Genomic DNA, 19,828 nt, shown 5'->3' with positions numbered 1-19,828 from the left:
GGATGTCGCCCGCTGGCGAGCCAGCGGGGTAAGCGGGATTCAGGGGTGGGAGGCGACGGCGTTGCCGCGCGGGCGGATCAGCGCCGCGACCAGCCAGATGGTTGCGCAGGCGAGGCTGAAGGTGGCCAGCCAGCCTATGGCGCCGCGCAGGTCGTAACCGAGCGCCATCAGGGTGGCGACCGCCAGCGGGCTGGCGAACTGGCCGATATACAGGCAGGCGGTGAACACGCCGAGGCCACGGCCACGGGTGGTGGCGCTCAGGGCGTTCATCACCGGCGCCATGGCATTGGGCACCAGCAGGCCGACACCGAGGCCATGAACGACCACCGCCACCAGCATGTCCGGGTAGCTCTGCGCGCGGATCAGCAGCCACAGGCCGGCGGCCATCAAGGCCAGCAGCAGCGCGTTGCAGCCGGCGATGCCCAGGCCACGGCGCAGCAGCGGCCAGGCCAGGGAACCGCCAAGGCTGGCCAGCAGGCCCAGCCCGGCGCAGGCACCGATCAGTGTGCTCGAGGTGATGCCCGTGCCGGCCAGCAGCAGCGGCGATTGCACCGGCACCACCAGGCTGAGCACCATGCCGCCAAGAATCAGCAGGTAACCGACGACCAGCCGCGGGATGGATACCGGGGCGTCGTCCGCCTGCACACTGCTCGCCACGCGCTGTGGTGGCTCCCAGAGCACGCGCAGCATGGCCGGGATCAGCAGCAACGGCAGCAGGTACAGGTAGAACGGCAACCGCCAGGACTGCTCGCCCAGGGCACCGCCGGCCACGAAGCACAGGGCGCCGACCAGGCCGATGCCGACCACCTGCAGGTTGACCAGGCGCATGCGGTCCTCGCCGTGCCAGTAGTCGGCGATCAGCGCCGCGCAGCAGGTCATGATCGCCGCTTCGGCGCAGCCGAACAGCAGTCGCGCGGCGACGATGTGGCGCAGGTCATCGAGCAGTGCCGGCAGCACGCCGAGCAGGGCGTACAGCAGGGTGGCGATGATCAGCAGCGCCTTGCGGCCGATGCGGTCGGCGAGCCAGCCGGCCAGTGGCGCGAACAGGGCGATGGCCAGGGCCGGCCCGGTGATCGCCAGGGGCACCAGCACGTCGGCGCGCGGCTCGAAGGGGCCGAACTCGGCGCCGAGCTTGGGCAGGATGGGCGCGACCATCACCGAGCCCATGACGGTCAGGCTGCTGCCGAGGACCAGCACCAGGCCCTCGCGACGGGTCATGGCCTGGCGTGAAACGGTAGATTCGATCGTCATGGCGGCCACCTCAGAAACTGTATGCGACGCGCAGGGCGACGTTGTAACCCTCGGTGCGGTTCTCGGCGCCGAACTCCTTGTAGGCGTGCAGCCACACCGGCGGCAGGCCCGGTTTGAAGAAGCTCAGCGCCGGGCCCACGGCCATGACCCGGACGCGATTGCCGGTCTCCAGGTTGGGTGCGTCGTCGTCGCTGATCTGCTGGTAGTAGTAGCCGCCCAGGCCCAGGGTCCAGGGCCCGACATGCTGGCCCACGGAAAACTCGTGGCGGTACTCGGTGCCGCTGCGGTAGTCGGTGGCGTGGTTGCGGGTGTTGAAGTCCAGCTGCTGGCTGGACGATACCTCGAAGCCGTCGTCGCTGAGCCAGGTGGCGTTGAGCGCAGGCGAGATGGTCCAGTGGTTGAGACCCGGGGAGATCAGCCGGCTCTTGTCGTAGTCGCCGGTCGGCGCCTGGATCTGCAGGCGCGTGTTGATGAACAGGTTGCGGGAAATGTCCCACTGCAGGATCAGCGGGGTGATCTGCGTGTCGGCCTGGCGAAACACTCTCTTTTCCAGGCGCAGCGGTCCGAATGGCGTATCCACCTTGAGGCGCGCGTCCATCTGGAAGAACGGCTGGGCGATGGCGAAGCCGTAGCGGGCGCCGAACAGCTGCTGCTCGGTCATGCGGATATAGGCCACGCCAATCGACAGCACGTCCAGCGAGAAGGCGTTGGCTACCTTGTCGCCATCACGGTCCTTCTGCACGTTGGTGGAGTAGTAAGCGGTGCGCAGGCCCAGGGTGCCGAACGGCGTGGGCGGCGGCGACATGCCGGCGCCGAAGTCGTAGACCCCGGCCGGCGTGGTGGGCGCCCCGTTTTCCGTGGCCTGGGCCTGGCCACCCAGGAGCAGGGCGACGCCGAACAGGGCTGACAGAGGAGGGAATGACGCACGGCTGACTGGCATGGATGACCCCTTTTATTATTGTGTGGGAGGTCAGCCTAGGGGCGCTTCAGGGTTTGCCGTTATCCGTTTTCGGCACAGTGTTGGCGAGCCTGACGCAAAGTGTCCGACGGCTTGCAGCCAAACAGCCGGCGGTAGTCGCTGGCGAAACGGCTCAGGTGCCAGAAACCCCAGTTGGCGGCAATGCTCTGTACCGAGTCGCCGTCTGTGGCGTGGCGCAGCTGGCGGTGTACCGCGTTCAGGCGAATGGTGCGCAGGTAGGCCAGCGGGTTGATGCCCAGCGCCTCCTGAAAGCAGTACTGCAGCTTGCGGCGGCTGGCGCCGATCTGGTTGCACAGCTCGAGAATGTTGACGGGCCGCTCCGGGTGGGCCAGGGCGTAGTCCCGCGCGCGGTCGACCATGCGTCGGCGGGCGCTGGGCGGCAGCGAGTGGTCGCCCTCGGTATCGATCAGCTCCAGCAGGTGCATGACGATGGCATCGCGGATGGCGCCCCGAACCGTACCGTGATCGAGCAGTGTGGCGCCGGGGGCCTGCCGGTCGAGCACGCTGCCGAACAGGTTGATCAACTGCTGCTGGTCGGCCTTGCCGAGCAGCCGGTAGCACTTGGACAGGCGCGTCAGGTCGAGCTCGCGCTGCTGCGCGTGAAGGGTGCGCTGCAGCGACTGTTCGTCGATGGCGATGCACACCGCGTCCAGCTCGCCGTTCACCCGCAGCTCCGGCAATTGATCGCCGCGGCCGACCAGCAGGCTCGGCGCGTGAATCGAGTGGCCGCCACAGTGCAGGTGCGGATCCAGGCAGCGCAACGGCATGGCGAAGGCGATGGCGCCAGGCCAGGTGGCCGCCTGCTTGAGCATTGCCTGGTTGGCGCGGTCACGAATCAGCTGCATGCCGTCGAGCTGCAACTCGAGTATTTCCCCGCTGAAGCGCCCGGCGCTGAGCTGGTCGTAACGCAGCTGCCAGCCGGACAGGTGGGCATGCTCCTCGACATCGTGGGAACGCCGGTAGCTGATCGCCGAGGGCAGGGCGGATGGGAGCAAATTGGGCGCGGTAACGACAGGACTGTGCATTTTCGAAACCTCTACTGCGGTTCGATGCGGTGTCCCCACGATAAGGCAATTTCCGTTCCGTAAATCCGTTTAATGATTAATAAAGTTAACTTGTGCCGAAATGGGATAGCCGCTCAGGGTGCGCCGATGGCTGAGCGAAGCGTAGCCAGGCCTCTAGCCTGCACATTGCCGCCATGCATGAGCGTTATGAACCACGACCATTTGACCCCACGGGCCTGAGTGCCTAGGGTGGCGACCCGTTTTTGCAGATTCAAGGTCGCCCATGTCCGCTCGTCCCAAACTGCCGTTCACCATCTACCTGCTGGGTGCGACGATCTTCTCGCTGGTCACTGCCGAATTCATGGTCGCCGGCATGATGCCGGCCCTGGCCGAGGCGTTCTCGGTGAGCCTGGGTGAGGTCGGCAACCTGATCGCCTTCTACGCCCTGGGCATGGCCCTGGGTGGCCCGCCCGTGACCGTGCTCCTGCTGTCGCGCGGTATCGGCAGCAAGCCGGCGCTGGTCGGCTTGCTGGCGGTGTACGTGCTGGCCGGTGCGCTGGCCGCAGCGGCCACCAGCTACCCGGTGCTGGCGCTAGCGCGGATCATCATGGGCGTTTCCAGTGCGGCCTGCATCGGCCTGTGCATGACCCTCTGCGCGGCGATGGTGCCCAGCCAGGAGCGCGGCCGTGCGGTGTCGGTGGTGCTTGCCGGGCTGATGCTCTCGCCCGTGGCCGGCGTGCCGATGACCGCCTGGATCGAACATCACCACGGCTGGCGCGCCAGTTCCTGGGCGGTGGTCTGTCTGGCCCTGGTGTGCACCCTGCTGGCCGCCATGCGCCTGCCAAAGGGCGAGGCCGGCGGCCAAACCCGGCTCGCCGAGCAGATCAGAACCCTGCGCACCCGCCGCCTGTGGGGCGCCTACCTGACCAGCGGGCTGATCATCGGCGCCACCTTTGCCGCTTTCAGCTACTGCACGCCGATCCTCATCGAGGAAGTCGGCCTGGCGCCTGGCCAGGTGGCACCGATGCTGGCCCTCTATGGCGTGGCCAACCTGATCGGCAACATGCTGGTCGGGCGTTTCGCCGACAGCCACACACTCGGCGCGGTGGGCCTCGGGCTGGCCATGATGGTGCTGGTGATGAGTGTTTTCGCCCTGGCCGGCGATCAACTGTGGCTCAACCTGAGCTGCTTCATCGCCATCGGCCTGACCGGCGTGGCGCTCAACCCGGCGATGGTCGCACGGGTGATGAAGGCCGCCGAGCCCGGCGCCCTGGTCAACACCCTGCACACCTCGGTGATCACCGCCGGCTTGGCCTTCGGCAGCTGGGCCGGCGGTGCGGCCATCGAAGCCGGTTACGGGCTGCGTGCGCCACTGTGGGTCGGCGCCGGCATCGCCCTGCTGGGCCTGCTCAGCGTGCTGCCGCCGCTGGCCACGCGCCGCGCGGCTGCCAGCCAGTGCGCCTGATCAGCACCTGCGCCTAGGCGCGCACCAGGGGCAGCTGCACCCTGAACAGGGCGCCGCCGCCTGCGGCATCCTCGACCGAGATGCGGCCGTTGTGGGCACGCACGATTTCCTGCACCAGGTGCAGGCCGAGACCATGCCCGGGTTGCTCGGTCTTGCCACGGTAGAAGGGTTGGAAGATCTGCTCGCGGTCTTCCGGTGCCACCCCGGGACCCTGGTCGGCTACCGCCACGCTGCCGTCGGCAGCCACCTGCAGGCTGATGGTGCCGGCACCCGCGCCATGCACCAGCGCATTCTGCAGCAGGTTGGTGAGCACCCGGCTCAGGGCGCTGGCCTGGCCGATGATCCACACCGGTTGCTCGGGGGCTTCGAGCACCAAGTCATCGCAGCGAGCCAGGGCCATGGGCGCGATATCGGAGACCACCTCGCGGCTCAGCGCGACCAGATCCACGGGCTGGAACTCCACCTTGGGCGCCTGCAGCCGCTGCAGGTCGAGCAACTGCTCGGCTACGGTGGCCAGGCGCGCCAGGTCGATCTGCAACATGGGTTTTAGTGGGTGCGCCGGCATGCCGTCGAGGCGCGCCATGAGTACGGCGATCGGCATGCGCAGCTCGTGGGCGGCGTCACGCAGGAAGCGGTCGCGGGCATGGTAGGCCTTGCTGGAGCGCTCCATGGCGGCGTTGAAGGCGCTGACCAGCGGGCGAATTTCCCGCGGCACCGAGTCTTCCGGCAGGTGCGCATCGGGCTGCGAGATATCCAGTGCCGCGGCGCGGCTGGCTAGCTTGCGCACCCCGCGCATGGCGCGCAGCACCACTATGGGCGTGGCCAGCAGGGTGAACAGCAGCAAGGGCGTCAGGAAGTAGGGGCTGAGCAGTCCGGTGGCCTGGACGATCAGGCTGTTGAAGCTCAGGTCCGCCACGCCGCCGACCATGATATGCACGCGTTGGCCCTGGATTTCCTTGACCTCGATGCGCATGGTCAGCTGGCGGTGTTCCGGCAGCGTGCGTATCTGCGAGATGCCGAGCGCCGGCAGGTAGTTGGCCAGCTCGCGGTATTCGCCCGGCACGCGGCCGAGTTCATTACGGCGCCCGTTGCCGTCGGCGATCACCACCCAGAGGCCGGGGTTGGCCGCCTGCAGCTGGCGCAACGGCTCGCTGGACGTGAAGGCCAGCCCCTGGGGTTGCACGGCAATGGACTCCTCCAGGGCTTCGATCACCTCGTCGTCCATGAAGGTGAACTGGTCGTCGATGATGTGATACAGGGTGCCGGCGATCGCGGTCACCAATACCACCACCTGCATGATGCACAGCGACCACAGCAGGCGGCCGATCAGCGAAGGGTTGTGGGCGCTGGTCATCGACTTTCCTTGAGCAGGTAGCCAACCCCGCGGATCACCGCGATCTCCACGCCGGCCTCGGCATCCTTGAGCGCCCGGCGCAGCCGCGACACGTGGGCGTCCAGGGCGTTGGACTGGATCTCGTCGGCCAGGCCATACACCGCCTCGTGCAGATTCTCGCGCAGCACGGTGCGCCCCTGGCGGTAGATCAGTGCCTCCAGGATCAGCAACTGGCGTCGCGGCAAATGCAGCGCCTGGCCGTCGACCACGGCCTCGCGGGCGCTGAAGTCGAACGACAGGGCGCCAAGGGTGGCGGTAGGCAGCACCAGCGTGGCCGGGCGCCGGGCAATCGCCCGCACCCGTGCCAGCAGTTCGTCGACGGCCACCGGCTTGACCAAGTAGTCGTCGGCACCGCCATCGAGGCCATCGACTCGCTCGGCGATCTCGCCACGGGCGGTAAGCAGCACGATGGGCAGCGCCGGGCACAGCCGCCGGGCGGTGGCGATGAAGCCCACGCCATCGCCATCGGGCAGGCCGCGGTCGAGGATCAACAGATCGTGCACGTTCAGGCGCAGCGTCGCCCCCGCCGCGGCCAGCGAGTGCACGCAATCGACCAGCAAGCCATGCCGGCCCAGCGCCTCTTGCAGGGCCTGGGCCATGGGCAGGTCATCTTCGACGAGGAGGATTCGCAAGGGGGCTTACCACGGGGTTTATCGGAGCCTCACATAGTAGCGGAGGCGCGAAAACCACGGCGCAATGTTCAGGCAATGTTGCCGGGTGACCATCATCTGCAACGGCCGACCGGGCCGCTGAGGCAAGGCGCCCGCCGCCCACCAGGCGATGTCGGAGCGCCGCGCCTGTGCACGCAACTTCGGGGCGGGTTGAGGCATGAATCGAACTTTCTTGGTCTTTGGCGCGCAGAACAGCGCGGGTGCGTTGGCCGCACGGCATTACGGCAACCAGGGCTATGACGTGGTGCTGGTGGCCGACCACGCGCAGGCTGTGCAGGCACTGACCAGCGTGCTGGAGAGCGAAGGCATCGCCACCCGCACCTTCACCGGCGACCTGTCCCGGCCCGAGCAGGCCAGGGCGATGATCCGCTCGATCCGCAGCAGCGTCGGGCCGATCGATGCCATGTACTACGGCCTGGACTCCAGCAACATGCCCGAGGCCGCTGCACTCGCGGCCCAGGCCGCCGACCTGGGCTGCCTGAGCCTGGCCGCGGTGGTCAGCGAAGTGCTGCCCGAGATGCGTTCGCGCAAGACGGGCGCCATCTTTCTTGACCAGGGCGCCGCAGACCTGTCGTGCTCGCACAGCGCCAATGCCCAGCTGTGCCTGCAATGCCTGCAGGAAGCGCGGGCCTGCGAGGGCGTGCAGGTGGACACCCTCAGTGTGAGCGCGCTGATCGGCGGCCGGCGCGCCAGCTGAGCCGCGCCTCGCTGCAGGGCAGCCTCTGCGGTTGCTTCGCCAGCCATTGCCCGACAGAATCGCTCGCCGCGCTGCCAAGCCCTGGCGCGCGAGCTATCACGAGGCCGCCGTTGAACCCACGAAAATTGTCCGCACGCCTGGAGCGCGTCGCCGCCCAGGTGCCGGCAGGCGCGCGGCTTGCCGATATCGGTACCGACCATGGCTACCTGCTCGTCGCCCTGATGAATCGCGGCCTGATCAGCGCCGCGGTGGCCGGCGAAGTAGCGCTCACACCGTTGCGCGCGGTCGAGCGCAGCGTACGCGAGAATGACCTGGGCGAGCTTATCGCCGTGCGCCTGGCCGATGGCTTGGCGGCCATCGAACCCGCCGACTGCATCTCCGCCATCAGCTTTTGCGGCATGGGCGGCGAGACCATTCGCTACATCCTTGCGCGGGACAGGGCGCGGCTCGGCGGCAACGAGCTATTGATCCTGCAACCCAACGGCGGCGAGCAGCCGCTGCGCAGGTGGCTGATGGACCACGGCTACCGCATCCGTCACGAGGAGCTGCTGCAGGAAAACCGCTTCTTCTACGAGATCATCGTCGCCGAGCCCGGCGAGCCGACAAGCTACACGGATCAAGAGCTGTATTTCGGCCCTTTGCTGCTGCAGGCGCGCGGCCCGGTATTTGTCGCCAAGTGGCAGCGCCTGCTGCGCCTCAAGCAACAGACCCTGGCGGGCCTGGCCCGCGCTCATCGGACCGTGGCGGATGGGCAACTGGAGCAGCAGGTGCGCTGGATCAGCGAGATGCTCGCCTCGGAGCAGAGTTGTGCACGCCGCTGAAGCATCCGTGCACAACCGCCCCGCTCAGTGGCCCAGGCGAATGCGCTGATCGGCTACCGCTTCGATCAGCGCTTCGTCGTGGCTGACCAGCAGCACCGCGGTGCGCCGTTCCCGGGCGGTTTCCACCAGCAGTTCGATCATCTCCTGCTGGGTGATCAGATCCAGGCGCGAGCTGGGTTCGTCGGCGAAGATGAACACCGGGTCGAGCAGCAGCACGCGCAGCAGCGAAAAGCGTTGCAGCTCGCCACCGGAGACGTTGCCAGGCAGGCGCTCGAGCAGGCTCGGTTGCAGGCGCAGGCGCTCGAGCAGCCCGTCGATACGGCTGGCATCGAGGCGATGCAGGCGCACCAAGTCAGCCAGGCAGCGGCCCAGGGTGATGGTCGGTGGAAAGGCCGCCACCGGGTCCTGGTAGAGCTTCTGGAAAGCCACCCGTGGCGCCTCGCGGCGCTTGCTCACCGTGCCGCTGCGCGCCTGCATCAAACCAAGGATGACGTCGCCCAGGGTCGACTTGCCGCAGCCCGAGGGGCCGGTCACGCCGACCACCTCGCCAGGGCGCGCGTCGAACGACAACCCCTCGAACAGCAGCCGTTCGCCACGCTCCACGGCCAGGTCACGCACCTGCACCACCGGCTCGCCGCTCAGTACCGAGGGTGCCTGGCGCGGCCAGCGTGCTGGGTCGGCATCGAGCAAACGGCGGGTGTAGTCGTGGCTCGGGGCATCGAGCACCTGCTCGGCGCTGCCGCTCTCGATGATCCTGCCCTTGAGCATGATCATCACCTGGCCGCCGAGCCGGCGCGCCACCTCGATGTCGTGAGTGATGATCAGCAGCGCGCCGCCATCGGCGATGCCGGCCTGCAAGAGGCTGATCACTTCGCCGATACGCGCGCTGTCGAGGCCCTTGGTGGGTTCGTCGGCAATCATCACCTTGGCGCCGCCGGCATGGGTGGCGGCGAAGGCCAGGCGCTGGGCCATGCCGCCGGAGAGCTGGAAGGGAAACTTCGCCTCGGCCTGCTCGATGCCCAGCTGTGTCAGATCCTGGCGGCTTTGCTGGCGAGATTCTTGAGCGCTTTTGCCAACCACGTACTGGTAGGTTTCGCTGACCTGGTCGAGGGCGCGCATGGTCGGGTCCAGGCTCAGCCAGGGTTCCTGGGGCAGCACGGCGAGTTCGCGGCCCCAGGCGGCATGCCGACCGCTGGCCTGGCCTTGTTCGCGCAGGCCGCCAGCCAGTTCTATTTCGCCATGGGCCGAGAGCCCCGGGGGCAGGTTGCCGACGATGCCCTGGGCGAACAGGCTCTTGCCCGAGCCGGTTTCGCCGATGATGGTCAGTACCTGGCCTGGCCACAGGTCGATGGACAGCGGTTCGACCAGTTGCGCCGTGGCGGTGCGGATCTCCAGGGCGCGGGTGCTCAGCAGTGGTTTCATGGCTTGCGCCCCCCGGCAATCAGCAGCAGTGACAGAACGATCAGGAAGATCACGGTGATCGGCAGGGCGATCACCGAGGGCGCTTCGGCGAAGTACGGCAGCAGCTCGGTGATCATCAGTCCCAGCTCGGCGGTGGGTGGCTTGACCCCCACGCTGACGAAGCCCAGGGCTGCGATGGCCATGATCGCCGCGGCCGCGCCAAAGGCGGCGATGGTCATCAGCGTGGGTGCCAGCTCCGGCCACAGGTGGCGGCGGATGATGTACGTCGGGCCGAAGCCGAGCAGCTGCGAGGCCGCTACCGCTGGCGAGGCCAGCACGGTGCGCGCCAGGGCGCGGGTCATGCGGAAGTACTCGATCCACAGTACCAGCGCCACCGCGCCGTACAGGGCGAGAAAGGAGCCAGGGTAGATGGCCACGATCAGCAGCACCAGCAGCAGGCCGGGCAGGGCCAGGAACATCTCGGCCAGCAGCCCGAGCCCCTTGTCGACCCAGCCGCCTTTCCAGGCCGCCAGGATGCCCAGCAGCACGCCGGGAATGGCGGCAGTGGCCACGCTGACCAGGGCCAGGCCCAGGGACAGGCGCACCGCAGCGGCCAGGCGGGCGAGCATGTCGCGCCCCAGATGATCGGTGCCCAGCGGGTGGGCGCTGCTCACGCCGGCGAGAATCGCGCTGTAGTCCTGCTTGGCGATATCCACGCCCCAGAACAGCGGTACGCCGATGGCAAAGGCGACCAGCGCCGCGAGCAGGACGAGGCCGATGATACGAACGGGCGCGCGCGGTGCGGGCGCCGCCTCGGCGATGGCAATTTCCAGACTCATGCGCTTCTCCGGCGTGGGTCGATCAGGTGGTTGAGCAGGTCCACCACGGTGTTCAGCAGCACGAACATCAGTCCCATGGCCAATGCGGTGCCCTGCACCATGGGCACGTCGCGCTGGACGATGGCGTGCACCAGGCCGTGGCCGATGCCCGGCCAGGCGAACAGGGTCTCGACTACCACCACGCCTTCGATCAGGTACACCAGCTGCACGCCGAGATAGGTCACTACCGGTACGCCGATATTGCGCAGGCCGTGGCGCATGAACACCTGGGTGCCACTCAGCCCCTTGAGGCGGCCAAAGGCGAAGTAGGGGGATGACGCCACCGCCACGGTGGCATCCCGCGCGACCCGCGAGGACACCGCCGCCAGACCCAGCGCCAGGGTCAGGGTCGGCAGGATGGTATGGGTGAAGCTGCCATGGCCGGCCGATGGCAGCACCATCAACCAGACCGAGAAGATCAGCACCAGAATCACCCCGAGCACGAAATGCGGAATGGCGCGGGTCGCGGTGCTGAGCAGCAGCAGGCCGCGATCCAGCCAGCCGCCCGGGCGCAGGCCGGCGATCACCCCAACCGGCGGGCCGATCAGAAAGGACAACAGCACCGCACCGACGGCCAGACGTACGGAGCTGCCCAGCTCGTGGGCGACCATGTCCATCACCGGCCGGCCGGTAACCAGCGAGTTGCCTAGGTCGAGGCTCAGCAGATCGCCAATCCAGGCCGTGAAGCGCCACAGCACCGGCTGATCCAAACCCAGCTCGGCACGCACCGCTTCGGCGGCGGCGCTGTTGACCATGTCGTAGCCGTAGCGCCCGGCGGCAATGCGATAGGCCGCATCGCCGGGCAGCAGGCTCATCAGCAGAAAGGTCAGCGCGCCGATCAGCACGGCGACCATCACCGCCTGCAGCAGGCGAAAGCCCAGCAGCCGGATCATGGGCGCCACCGCATGTTGCTCAGGCCGAAGGTGCGCTCGAATGGGTCGATGGCCGCGCCTTCGATCTGTTTGGACACGGCGATGGACTGGCGGTACCAGGCGATCGGGATCAGCGGCAGGTCTTGCTGCACCAACCCCATCAGCTTGTTGCGCAGTTGCTGTTGCGCGGCCGGGTCATCGCTGGCCAGCAGTGTGCTCAGGGTCTGCTCGAACTGCGGGTTGTTCCAGCCCAGCGGGCCCCACTCGGCGCCGCCGTTGCCGAAGTCGGCCATCAGGGTCAGCAGCGGGTCGGGCACCAGGGCGTAGTTGCGCCCGTACAGGGCCAGTTGCAGGGTGCCGTCGTTGTGGGCCGCAGGGATTGCGCTGGCGTTGGTCACCGCGACCTCCACGTCCACGCCGACTTCGCGCAGTTGCGCCTGCAGAGCGGTGGCGATCAGCGGCAGTTCCGGGCGGTCGGAGTAGGTGAGCAGTTTGAGCTGCAGGCGCTGGCCGTCCTTTTCCAGAATGCCGTCGGCGCCCGGCGTCCAGCCCTGGGCCTTGAGCAGCTCGCGGGCCGCCTGCGGGTCGTACTTCAGCGGCGGCAGGCTGGCGTCGTGCCAGGCCGGCACGCTGTCGGCGAACATCTGCGTCGCGCCGGTGCCCGGGGCGCGCAGCACGGCCGCAGTGATGCCCTCACGGTTGATCGCCAGGCTCAGCGCCTGGCGCACCTCTACCGGCGCGGTGGCACCGCTGCCGGCATTCGCCGCCAGCACCAGCACGCGCGGCACAGGGCCCATCAGCACCTGCACATTGGGGCTGCGCTGCAAACGGGCGATGCTCGGCGGGTCGAGCTGGAACACCAGTTCGGCACCGCCGCTCTCGGCCATCAGCGAGCGGGTTTCGCCGCGCCCGGCGCCCAGGTAGGTGGCCTTCTCGATACTCGGTTTTGTTCCCCAGTAGCCCTCGAAGCGCTCGGCGGCGAGGCGCTGCGGCGGCTCCAGCAGGGTCAGCCGGTAGGGGCCGGTGGCGATGATCTGCTTGACGTTGCCCTCGGCATCATAGGCCGCGCTGGCCAGGATGTTGGCCGAGGAGTGGGCCAGCAACGCCGCCAGCGGCTTGAAAGGCTTGCTCAGGGCGATCACTACGTCGTTGCCGTTGGCGCTGATCGCGGTGATCGGCGCGTCGCGCAGCATGCCAGGCTTCTTGCGCGCCGCCTCCAGGGCATGGGCGGCGACGGCGGCGGTGAGGTCGCTGCCATCGTGGAACTTCACGCCCTGGCGGATCGCCAGCGTCCACTGCTTGCCGTCATCCGCCACGCTCCAGCGCTCGGCCAGCGCTGGCAGCGGCTGGCCCTTGGCGTCGGCCTCGAGCAGGGTTTCGGTGATCTGCATGCGCTGAAAGATAAACCCGGAAATCGTCGGATCCAGCCCACCGATCTCGAATGGCGCGACCACATCGAACACACGGTCTTCGGCGGCGACGTGTCCCGCGGTCAGGGTCAGCCAGGTGGCGAAGGCGCCGGCGAGCAGTGAGAGGCGAGGGCGGTTCCTGAAAGGCATGGGCAGGTCCTTGGCGAGTCTGATCGGCAGGCAGGCGCTGGCGCGCTGCCCGTGGCAAAAAAGGCCGGACAATATAGTAATGTTATGTTGTATCGTCTAGTGGTGATTAGTTTCAACGCGGCGTGTTGAACGTGTCTAGGCCGGGAGGTGAGAGCTGCTGCGGCTAGCAGCACGGTAATGGATATGTCCATGGATGCGCTGCGTGCACTGCCCTGGCGGGTGGTGCAGTGGCAGGTCGCCTGGTAGGTGAAACGTGCCGGGCGGATCGGCCGCAATACCCTGCGAGCCATCAGCATGTCGGAGGATGGTGATGGCACTAGGGTATTTGCCATCACTTTGCCTCATCGCCACGTGGGTCAGAAGCTCTCGCTTGGATTATTGAAAAATCAGTCCTCTCTAGCGGCGCGACCGCAAGGCGGCTGATGAACTGTCGAAGCTCACCGGGCTCAGATGGTCTGATCCGCCAGCATCCGTTCCCATCTCTGTGGAAACGCTGTCTCGCTTAGCTAGTACAGAGGACTCAGCATGACCAAGATCACGCCTGAAAAGGATCTGCGAATAGAGACCATGCGCGGACTGGCGCTGTTTCTGATGGTCGCGGGCCATGTCATCGGCAGTTCGTCCGACCTGGGCATGAAGGTGCCCGACGACTCCGTGCTGCGCTACCTCTACGATTCCCTCGTCTACATCCGCATGCCACTGTTCACCGCCATCTCCGGCTACGTCTATGCAATGCGCCCGGTGAATTCCGGCAGCGACCTGCCGCGCTTCTACCTAGGCAAATTCAAACGCATCGGCATACCGTTGCTGGTGGTCTCGACGCTGTTCTTCGTCTTGCAGATGGTGGTACCCAACACCAACGACAAGCCGCAGCTGACCGACATCTTCAGCATCTACTTCTTCAGCTACGCGCACTTCTGGTTCCTGCAGTCGATCTTCTGCATCTTCGTGGTGATCGCCCTGCTGGAGAAGGCGGGGCTGCTGCTGACCCTGCGCAGTTACGGCCTGATATTCACTATGGCCCTGGCGGCACCCTTCGCCTGGGAAAGCTTCCCGGACCTGTTCAGCCTCGACAGGGCGATGCAGCTGTTCCCCTTCTTCCTGCTGGGCCTGGGGCTCCACCGCTTCGGCGAGCAACTCATCACCCGCCGCAATGTCATGACCATGGCCGTGGTTCTGGCGATCCTGGTAGGCATCGACCAAGCCTATCTGTTCGCGCTGATCGATCTCGACGAGCCTGATGTGGCGCTGGTCGGCACCGCCCTGGGCCTGGCCGCCATCAGCTTATTGATCGCTCGCCGCTTCTATTTCAAACCGCTGGCCTGGCTGGGGTACTTCTCCTTCGAGATCTACCTGTTCCATGTCTTCGGCACCGCGGGTGCGCGCATCGGGCTGAACAAGCTGCAGGTGCATGACGCCTGGGTGGTCTTCACCGTAAGCATGATGCTGGGGCTGCTCCTGCCGGTGGCGTTCAAGGTGGTGTTGGAACGGATCGGCCCGCTGCGCTTTCTCAGCGTGGCTTTCTTCGGCGCCAAGACGCGAGTCAATCGCGTGCCGCCGCGACAGAAGAAAGCCACCGCCTGATGCAACCGGCTACAAGGGTTAACGGCCATCGGTAAGGATGCTCGCTACGGGGTTACTTGCCTGTCCGAGTACCGGATTGGCAGATCTGACCGTCGACTCGCCCAGTTGATAAAACCGCCAAGGGGGCAAGACCATCGGCAGCCTTGCGGGCGGTTTGCAAGCTACCAGATGGGCAGCTGATGTTCAGTCTGGCGTCTTTGCGATACCCAAAGAAAAACCCCTGACTTTCGCTAGGAAAATCAGGGGTTTATTTGGTGGAGCCGGGGGGATTTGAACCCCCGTCCGCCAGTTCTCCACTGTCGGTACTACATGCTTAGCCGTGTCTATTGAGTTAACCCTCAGCCGCCCGACGGGCAGGGTGCTTTGGGCGAGTTGTGTAAGTTTTAGCCACTTCGTCCACAACGTACTACGCGGCGATCCTGTTCTGCATGACAATCACTTCGAGTTTACAGGCATCCTCTAGTGATCGCTGGAGCCGAAGCTACCAGAAGGACTAGTCGCGCCGCTTACGCAGCGAGAGCGTAGCCCTCGTAGTTTTCGTCATTGGCAACTATAGAAAGTTGCAACAGTGGATTTACGACTTCTGTTACCAAGTCGGCATGCACCTCGAGCTTCGCTACCGGCGTCGAATCCTAATCGGCCCCGAAACTGCAAGACGTGCAGTGTACGTCAAAAGGGTTCGTGGCGTCGACCCGAACGTACGCTGCACGCTGCAATCAGGCCGGCATCAAGGCCGGCCCGACAGGGTATCAGCGGGTAGCGCCGCTGCCGTCATCACCCGGGGCGTCCAGCAACTGCAGGGCTTCTTGGGCGTAGGTGCCGCAGGCTTCCAGGTCGCCGGCCGCCTTGGCGTCGGTGGCTTTCTTCTTGGCTTCGGTGACCTGCTGCTTGAGCGGCTCCGGCAGGGTGGCCTTGGTGGCCACGGCGTTGTCGAGTTTCTGCAGGTTGACGGTGCACAGGTCATCGGCTGCGAAGGCTGGAGCAGCCAGAACGGCGGCAATGACGAACATGGATACGCGCTTCATGTGGTAATCCTCTCATCACGAATAGGGTCCCGGTGCCGCCCTGGTCGAGGGTGAGGGAGCCGGGAGTGACCCACCCAAATCATTTGGGCTTAGTGAAGCTGACTGGCCTTTCGCAATGACGGTTCAGTGTTTTTCTGGTGGCGTATCGCCTGCCTCAAAACGGTGCGGCGTCGACCGGGTCGGCATGCACCAGCACTTCGGCCTGGGCGAATTCGCTGCGGATGGCGTCTTCCACCTGCTCGCACAGGGCGTGGGCCTCGTTGAGGCTGAGGCTGCCCGGCAGGTCGACGTGCAATTGCACGAACCAGCGGGTGCCCGACAGGCGCGTGCGCAGGTCATGGATACCGATCGCCCCGGGCACCGCACGGGCCAGCTCGCTCATGCGGGTGCTGACATCGGGCGCCAGTTCCTGATCCATCAGCACACTGGTCGACTGGCGGGCGATGCTCAGGGCGCTCCACAGGATGTAGGCGGCGATGCCGATGGCGAATAGCGCATCGCCCTGTTGCCAGCCCAGGTAGGCGAGCAGCAGGGCGAGAAGGATGCCGCCGTTGAGCAGCAGGTCGGAGCGGTAGTGCAGGGAGTCGGCATGGATCGCCGTGGAGCCGGTCTTGCGCACCACGTGGTGCTGGAACAGCAGCAGGGCGACGGTCAGCGCCATGGACAGCAGCATCACCGCGATACCCAGGGCCTGGGCGGTCAGCGGTTCCGGCTGGCGCAGGCGCTCGAAACCCTGCACGGCGACCAGGATGGCGCTGGCAGCGATGAACAGCGCCTGGCCCAGGCCTGCGAGTGCCTCGGCCTTGCCATGGCCGTAACGGTGATCGTCATCGGCGGGGCGCAGGGCGATGTTCACGGCGATCAGGTTGAGCAGCGAGGCGGCGCTGTCGAGAAGTGAATCGGTCAGGCCGGCCAGCAGGCTGACCGAGCCGCTGGCCCACCAGGCAACGGCCTTGCACAGCACCAGGGTCAGCGCCACGCAGAGTGCGGCGGCGGTGGCCTGGCGCATCAGGCGGGCGTGCTGGCGGTCGAGGGTCATGGGCGATCCATGGCGTGCGGCAGGGGTGAGCCCATCATCGCTGACGGGCTGCGCGGGTCAATCAGGCCGCAGGACGCAGGCCATAGGCTGCCAGTTGCTCGGTGCTGCCGCTGTGCTGGATCAGGCGCGGGTCGTCGAGCGGCAGGTTATGGCCAGTCTGGGTTTCGATCAGTGCCTTGAGCTTGGCGGTGTCGACCTTGCCGTCCGCGTCCACCACGTTCTTCAGCGACTGCGGGTCGACCTGGGCGTTGAGGCCGCCGGGCAGGTAGATGGCGCCGGTAGCGAAGTCGACACCAAAGGCGATCAGACCGGGGATCACGTAGAACAGGATGCCGATGGCGTTGAGGCCGACGATGACGGGGTCGACGCGGCCTTCGATCTGACCGCGGCGATCAGGGTAGAAAATGGTGCCGCAGGCAGTGAGTTGAGTGACCAATGTAACGGCGAGAACGCCGCCGATAACGCGGGATTTCGTGCGCATCGAGCACCTCCAGAAAAAGTGGACGCCACTATAGCAAGGCGTTGATTGCAAAGCTGCTGTGGCGCTGCGAATACGCAGCGTTCGATGCCATCTGACCGGCGAAGCGCAGAGGCGGTTCGCCGTATAATCGCCGGCCGATGATGGAGCTTCGATGAATACCCTGCCGATCGATTCCCTGCTGCCCGACCTCTGCCGCGCCCTCGCTGCCCGCGATGAAGTGGTGCTCGAAGCGCCACCCGGGGCCGGCAAGACCACCCGCGTACCGTTGGCCGTGCTCGACCAGCCGTGGCTGGCCGGGCAGCGCATCATCATGCTCGAGCCGCGGCGCCTGGCCGCCCGCGCCGCCGCCGAGTGGCTGGCCAGCGAGCTGGGTGAAAAGGTCGGCGAGACGGTGGGCTATCGCATTCGCCTGGACAGCAAGGTGGGGCCGAACACACGCATAGAGGTGGTCACCGAGGGCATCCTCGCCCGGCGCCTGCAGGACGACCCGGCGCTGGACGGTGTGGGGTTGGTGATCTTCGACGAATTCCACGAACGCAGCCTGGATGCCGACCTGGCCCTGGCGCTGACCCTCAACGGTCGGGCGATGTTTCGCGGCGCCGACAGTGGCGAGGCGCCGCTCAAGGTGCTGTTGATGTCCGCCACGCTGGAAGGCGAGCGCCTGGCCGGGCTGCTCGATGACGCGCCGGTGCTGCGCAGCGAAGGACGCATGTTCCCGGTGGATATTCGCTGGGGCGCGCCGTGGCAGGCCGGCGAGTGGTTGGAGCCGCGGGTGCTGCAGACGGTACTGCAGGCACTGGACGACGAGCCGGGCAGCCTGCTGGTGTTTTTGCCCGGCCAGGCGGAGATTCGCCGGGTGGCCGAGCAACTGGACGAAGCGCTGGCCGGGCGCGACGACGTGCGCGTCTGCCCGCTGCATGGCGAGCTGGAACTGTCGGCCCAGCGCGCGGCCATCGAGCCGGCGCCGGCCGGGCTGCGCAAGGTGGTGCTGGCCACCAACATCGCCGAGACCAGCCTGACCATCGATGGCGTGCGCGTAGTGGTCGACGCCGGCCTGGCGCGCGTGCCGCGTTTCGACCCGGGCAGCGGCATGACGCGCCTGGATACCGCGCGTGTTTCCCGCGCCTCAGCCATCCAGCGCGCCGGCCGGGCCGGACGCCTGCAGCCGGGTGCGTGCTACCGGCTATGGTCCCAGGCGCAGCACGAACAGTTGCCTGCCTATTCCGCGGCGGAGATTCTCCAGGTCGACCTGGCGGGCCTGGCACTGCAATTGGCGCGCTGGGGCGTCGAGGTGGACGAGCTGGTCTGGCTCGACCCGCCGCCTGCCGCGGCCTATGCCCAGGCACGCGACCTGCTGCAACGCCTTGGCGCGCTCGACGAGCGCGGCGTGCTGACCTCCCACGGCCAGGCCATGGCCGAGCTGCCGGCCCATCCGCGTATCGCCCACCTGCTGTTGCGCGGGCAGGCCCTGGGCCTCGGTGAGCTGGCCTGTGACCTGGCGGCCCTGCTGGGCGAGCGCGACATCCAGCGTGGCGGCGGCGCCGATCTGCACAGCCGCCTGGCGCTGCTGTCGGGTCAGAGTCGGGCGGCGCGCGGCGCCAATGGCGGCGTACAGCGCGCCCGGCAGCTGGCCAGGCAGTTCCAGGGGTACTTGCGCCGGGTGCCGGTCAGCGAGCCGGTGAATGATCCCGAGCACAGCCGCTGGCTGGGCGCACTGCTGGCCTTCGCCTACCCGGATCGCATCGCCCGTCAGCGCCGCGAAGGTGGCGCCGAATACCGCCTGGCCAATGGCCGCGCCGCGCAGTTCGCCGAGGCTGATGCGCTGATGAAGCACAGCTGGCTGGTGGTCGCCGACCTGGGCAGCCGTCAGGGCCAGCGTGAGGAGCGCATCTACCTCGCCGCCGAACTGGAGCCGGCGTTGTTCGACTCGGTGCTGACCGAGCAGGTCAGCAGCCAGGATCTGCTCGAGTGGGACGAACGCGAAGGCGTGCTGCGTGCCGAGCGGCAACGCAAGGTCGGTGATCTGGTACTGAGCAGCGAGGCACTGCCGGGGCTGGATGCCGAGGCGCGCACCACCGCGCTGCTCGGCCTGGTGCGGCGCAAAGGGCTGGCGCTGCTGCCATGGACGCCGGAGCTGCGCCAGTGGCAGGCGCGAGTAATGTTGCTGCGTGGGCTCGATCTGCAAAGCGGGGCAGCCAGCGATTGGCCCGATGTATCCGATGCCGCGTTGCTGGCCAGCCTGGAAACCTGGCTGGCGCCTTACCTGAGCAAGGTCACCCGGCTGAGCCACTTCGCCAACCTCGACCTGCACGCCATGCTGCAAACCCTGTTGCCCTGGCCGCTGCCCCAGCGCCTGGACGAATGGGCGCCGCGCAGCATCGCGGTGCCATCCGGCTCGCGCATCGGCCTGGATTACAGCGAGCATCCGCCGGTATTGGCGGTGCGCCTGCAGGAGCTGTTCGGCCTGGCCGAAACACCGCGCATCGCCAATGGCCGGCAACAGGTGCTGCTGCATTTGCTGTCCCCGGCGCGGCGGCCGGTGCAGGTGACCCAGGATCTGGCCAACTTCTGGCGCACCACCTACGCCGAGGTGAAGAAGGATCTTAAGGGCCGTTACCCGAAACACTACTGGCCCGACGACCCGCTGATCGCCGAGCCCACGGCGCGGGCGAAACCGCGCAAGTAGTGGCCCGCGCCGGGGCGCTGCC

The 19,828-nt window shown here is 67.0% G+C and carries 17 protein-coding genes and 1 other RNA gene; 5 read left to right on the top strand and 13 right to left on the bottom strand.

Annotated features, from left to right (window positions below; genetic code table 11):
* Window positions 1-39 precede the first annotated feature (39 nt).
* From BM154_RS21760 to BM154_RS21750, 3 genes are read right to left on the bottom strand one after another with little or no spacing between them, the layout of a single operon-like run.
* Entirely contained in the window at window positions 40-1,251 is a 1,212-nt protein-coding gene (locus BM154_RS21760; RefSeq protein ID WP_074889424.1) for an MFS transporter, read from the bottom strand.
* A 10-nt stretch (window positions 1,252-1,261) separates the two neighbouring features.
* Window positions 1,262-2,191 carry a SphA family protein gene (locus BM154_RS21755; RefSeq protein WP_083414630.1) on the bottom strand — a complete coding sequence of 310 codons (930 nt, stop codon included), beginning with the start codon at window positions 2,189-2,191 and terminating at the stop codon, window positions 1,262-1,264.
* A 59-nt stretch (window positions 2,192-2,250) separates the two neighbouring features.
* Complete coding sequence (locus BM154_RS21750) at window positions 2,251-3,255, bottom strand: helix-turn-helix domain-containing protein (protein WP_074889421.1); 1,005 nt, start codon at window positions 3,253-3,255, stop codon at window positions 2,251-2,253.
* 262 nt (window positions 3,256-3,517) lie between these two features.
* Between BM154_RS21750 and BM154_RS21745 the strand changes: the two genes are divergently transcribed.
* Window positions 3,518-4,699, top strand: coding sequence for an MFS transporter (locus tag BM154_RS21745; protein WP_074889418.1), 1,182 nt, complete (start codon window positions 3,518-3,520; stop codon window positions 4,697-4,699).
* A 13-nt stretch (window positions 4,700-4,712) separates the two neighbouring features.
* On the opposite strand, the gene BM154_RS21740 is transcribed toward BM154_RS21745, so the two are convergent.
* A complete protein-coding gene (locus BM154_RS21740; RefSeq protein ID WP_074889413.1) occupies window positions 4,713-6,053 on the bottom strand; it encodes a sensor histidine kinase in 1,341 nt (446 codons plus the stop codon).
* On the bottom strand, window positions 6,050-6,724 hold the full coding sequence (locus tag BM154_RS21735) for a response regulator (RefSeq protein ID WP_074889411.1): 675 nt from the start codon (window positions 6,722-6,724) through the stop codon (window positions 6,050-6,052). The genes BM154_RS21740 and BM154_RS21735 overlap by 4 nt, the downstream gene beginning before the upstream one ends.
* Before the next feature lie 196 nt (window positions 6,725-6,920).
* Between BM154_RS21735 and BM154_RS21730 the strand changes: the two genes are divergently transcribed.
* Complete coding sequence (locus tag BM154_RS21730; RefSeq protein ID WP_083414629.1) at window positions 6,921-7,460, top strand: SDR family NAD(P)-dependent oxidoreductase; 540 nt, start codon at window positions 6,921-6,923, stop codon at window positions 7,458-7,460.
* Window positions 7,461-7,570: 110 nt separating this feature from the next.
* Window positions 7,571-8,281 carry a tRNA (adenine(22)-N(1))-methyltransferase gene (locus BM154_RS21725; RefSeq protein WP_074889407.1) on the top strand — a complete coding sequence of 237 codons (711 nt, stop codon included), beginning with the start codon at window positions 7,571-7,573 and terminating at the stop codon, window positions 8,279-8,281.
* Window positions 8,282-8,305: 24 nt separating this feature from the next.
* Here the strand turns inward: BM154_RS21725 and BM154_RS21720 are convergent, their stop codons facing one another.
* The 4 genes from BM154_RS21720 to BM154_RS21705 are packed head-to-tail and all read right to left on the bottom strand — an operon-like array spanning window position 8,306 to window position 12,991.
* A complete protein-coding gene (locus BM154_RS21720; protein WP_074889404.1) occupies window positions 8,306-9,703 on the bottom strand; it encodes an ABC transporter ATP-binding protein in 1,398 nt (465 codons plus the stop codon).
* Window positions 9,700-10,521 (bottom strand): ABC transporter permease, encoded by an 822-nt coding sequence (locus tag BM154_RS21715; RefSeq protein WP_074889401.1) that lies wholly within the window; start codon window positions 10,519-10,521, stop codon window positions 9,700-9,702. Before BM154_RS21715 ends, BM154_RS21720 begins: the two co-directional genes overlap by 4 nt.
* Window positions 10,518-11,453: an ABC transporter permease gene (locus BM154_RS21710; RefSeq protein ID WP_074889398.1), complete on the bottom strand. Its 936-nt coding sequence runs from the start codon at window positions 11,451-11,453 to the stop codon at window positions 10,518-10,520. The genes BM154_RS21715 and BM154_RS21710 overlap by 4 nt, the downstream gene beginning before the upstream one ends.
* Entirely contained in the window at window positions 11,450-12,991 is a 1,542-nt protein-coding gene (locus tag BM154_RS21705) for an ABC transporter substrate-binding protein (protein ID WP_074889396.1), read from the bottom strand. The genes BM154_RS21710 and BM154_RS21705 overlap by 4 nt, the downstream gene beginning before the upstream one ends.
* 525 nt (window positions 12,992-13,516) lie before the next feature.
* On the opposite strand from BM154_RS21705, the gene BM154_RS21700 reads away from it, so the two are divergent.
* A complete protein-coding gene (locus BM154_RS21700; protein WP_074889394.1) occupies window positions 13,517-14,575 on the top strand; it encodes an acyltransferase family protein in 1,059 nt (352 codons plus the stop codon).
* A 252-nt stretch (window positions 14,576-14,827) separates the two neighbouring features.
* Here the strand turns inward: BM154_RS21700 and ssrA are convergent.
* The 4 genes from ssrA to BM154_RS21680 all read right to left on the bottom strand — a co-directional run bounded on the left by ssrA (window position 14,828) and on the right by BM154_RS21680 (window position 17,120).
* Window positions 14,828-15,219: a transfer-messenger RNA gene (gene ssrA / locus BM154_RS21695) on the bottom strand.
* A gap of 105 nt (window positions 15,220-15,324) precedes the next feature.
* Window positions 15,325-15,600: a hypothetical protein gene (locus BM154_RS21690; RefSeq protein WP_074889393.1), complete on the bottom strand. Its 276-nt coding sequence runs from the start codon at window positions 15,598-15,600 to the stop codon at window positions 15,325-15,327.
* A 154-nt stretch (window positions 15,601-15,754) separates the two neighbouring features.
* Complete coding sequence (locus BM154_RS21685) at window positions 15,755-16,639, bottom strand: cation diffusion facilitator family transporter (RefSeq protein WP_074889391.1); 885 nt, start codon at window positions 16,637-16,639, stop codon at window positions 15,755-15,757.
* Window positions 16,640-16,700: 61 nt separating this feature from the next.
* Window positions 16,701-17,120, bottom strand: coding sequence for a polyribonucleotide nucleotidyltransferase (locus tag BM154_RS21680; protein WP_074889389.1), 420 nt, complete (start codon window positions 17,118-17,120; stop codon window positions 16,701-16,703).
* A gap of 151 nt (window positions 17,121-17,271) precedes the next feature.
* Here BM154_RS21680 and hrpB point away from each other — a divergent pair, with 151 nt between their 5' ends.
* Entirely contained in the window at window positions 17,272-19,806 is a 2,535-nt protein-coding gene (gene hrpB / locus BM154_RS21675) for an ATP-dependent helicase HrpB (RefSeq protein ID WP_074889387.1), read from the top strand.
* The last annotated feature ends 22 nt before the right edge of the window (window positions 19,807-19,828 follow it).

The sequence above is a fragment of the Phytopseudomonas argentinensis genome, from assembly GCF_900113905.1.
GTDB lineage: Bacteria > Pseudomonadota > Gammaproteobacteria > Pseudomonadales > Pseudomonadaceae > Aquipseudomonas > Aquipseudomonas argentinensis.
The sequence above is the reverse complement of the archived record's forward strand: the minus strand, read 5'-3'. Positions and strand labels throughout refer to the sequence as shown.

Bases quoted from the DNA above. Each gene is read 5' to 3' on its own strand.
- BM154_RS21760 (WP_074889424.1), bottom strand. From the start codon at position 1,251: ATGACGATCGAATCTACCGTTTCACGCCAGGCCATGACCCGTCGCGAG.
- BM154_RS21755 (WP_083414630.1), bottom strand. From the start codon at position 2,191: ATGCCAGTCAGCCGTGCGTCATTCCCTCCTCTGTCAGCCCTGTTCGGC.
- BM154_RS21750 (WP_074889421.1), bottom strand. From the start codon at position 3,255: ATGCACAGTCCTGTCGTTACCGCGCCCAATTTGCTCCCATCCGCCCTG.
- BM154_RS21745 (WP_074889418.1), top strand. From the start codon at position 3,518: ATGTCCGCTCGTCCCAAACTGCCGTTCACCATCTACCTGCTGGGTGCG.
- BM154_RS21740 (WP_074889413.1), bottom strand. From the start codon at position 6,053: ATGACCAGCGCCCACAACCCTTCGCTGATCGGCCGCCTGCTGTGGTCG.
- BM154_RS21730 (WP_083414629.1), top strand. From the start codon at position 6,921: ATGAATCGAACTTTCTTGGTCTTTGGCGCGCAGAACAGCGCGGGTGCG.
- BM154_RS21720 (WP_074889404.1), bottom strand. From the start codon at position 9,703: ATGAAACCACTGCTGAGCACCCGCGCCCTGGAGATCCGCACCGCCACG.
- BM154_RS21715 (WP_074889401.1), bottom strand. From the start codon at position 10,521: ATGAGTCTGGAAATTGCCATCGCCGAGGCGGCGCCCGCACCGCGCGCG.
- BM154_RS21710 (WP_074889398.1), bottom strand. From the start codon at position 11,453: ATGATCCGGCTGCTGGGCTTTCGCCTGCTGCAGGCGGTGATGGTCGCC.
- BM154_RS21705 (WP_074889396.1), bottom strand. From the start codon at position 12,991: ATGCCTTTCAGGAACCGCCCTCGCCTCTCACTGCTCGCCGGCGCCTTC.
- BM154_RS21700 (WP_074889394.1), top strand. From the start codon at position 13,517: ATGACCAAGATCACGCCTGAAAAGGATCTGCGAATAGAGACCATGCGC.
- BM154_RS21690 (WP_074889393.1), bottom strand. From the start codon at position 15,600: ATGAAGCGCGTATCCATGTTCGTCATTGCCGCCGTTCTGGCTGCTCCA.
- BM154_RS21685 (WP_074889391.1), bottom strand. From the start codon at position 16,639: ATGACCCTCGACCGCCAGCACGCCCGCCTGATGCGCCAGGCCACCGCC.
- BM154_RS21680 (WP_074889389.1), bottom strand. From the start codon at position 17,120: ATGCGCACGAAATCCCGCGTTATCGGCGGCGTTCTCGCCGTTACATTG.
- hrpB (WP_074889387.1), top strand. From the start codon at position 17,272: ATGAATACCCTGCCGATCGATTCCCTGCTGCCCGACCTCTGCCGCGCC.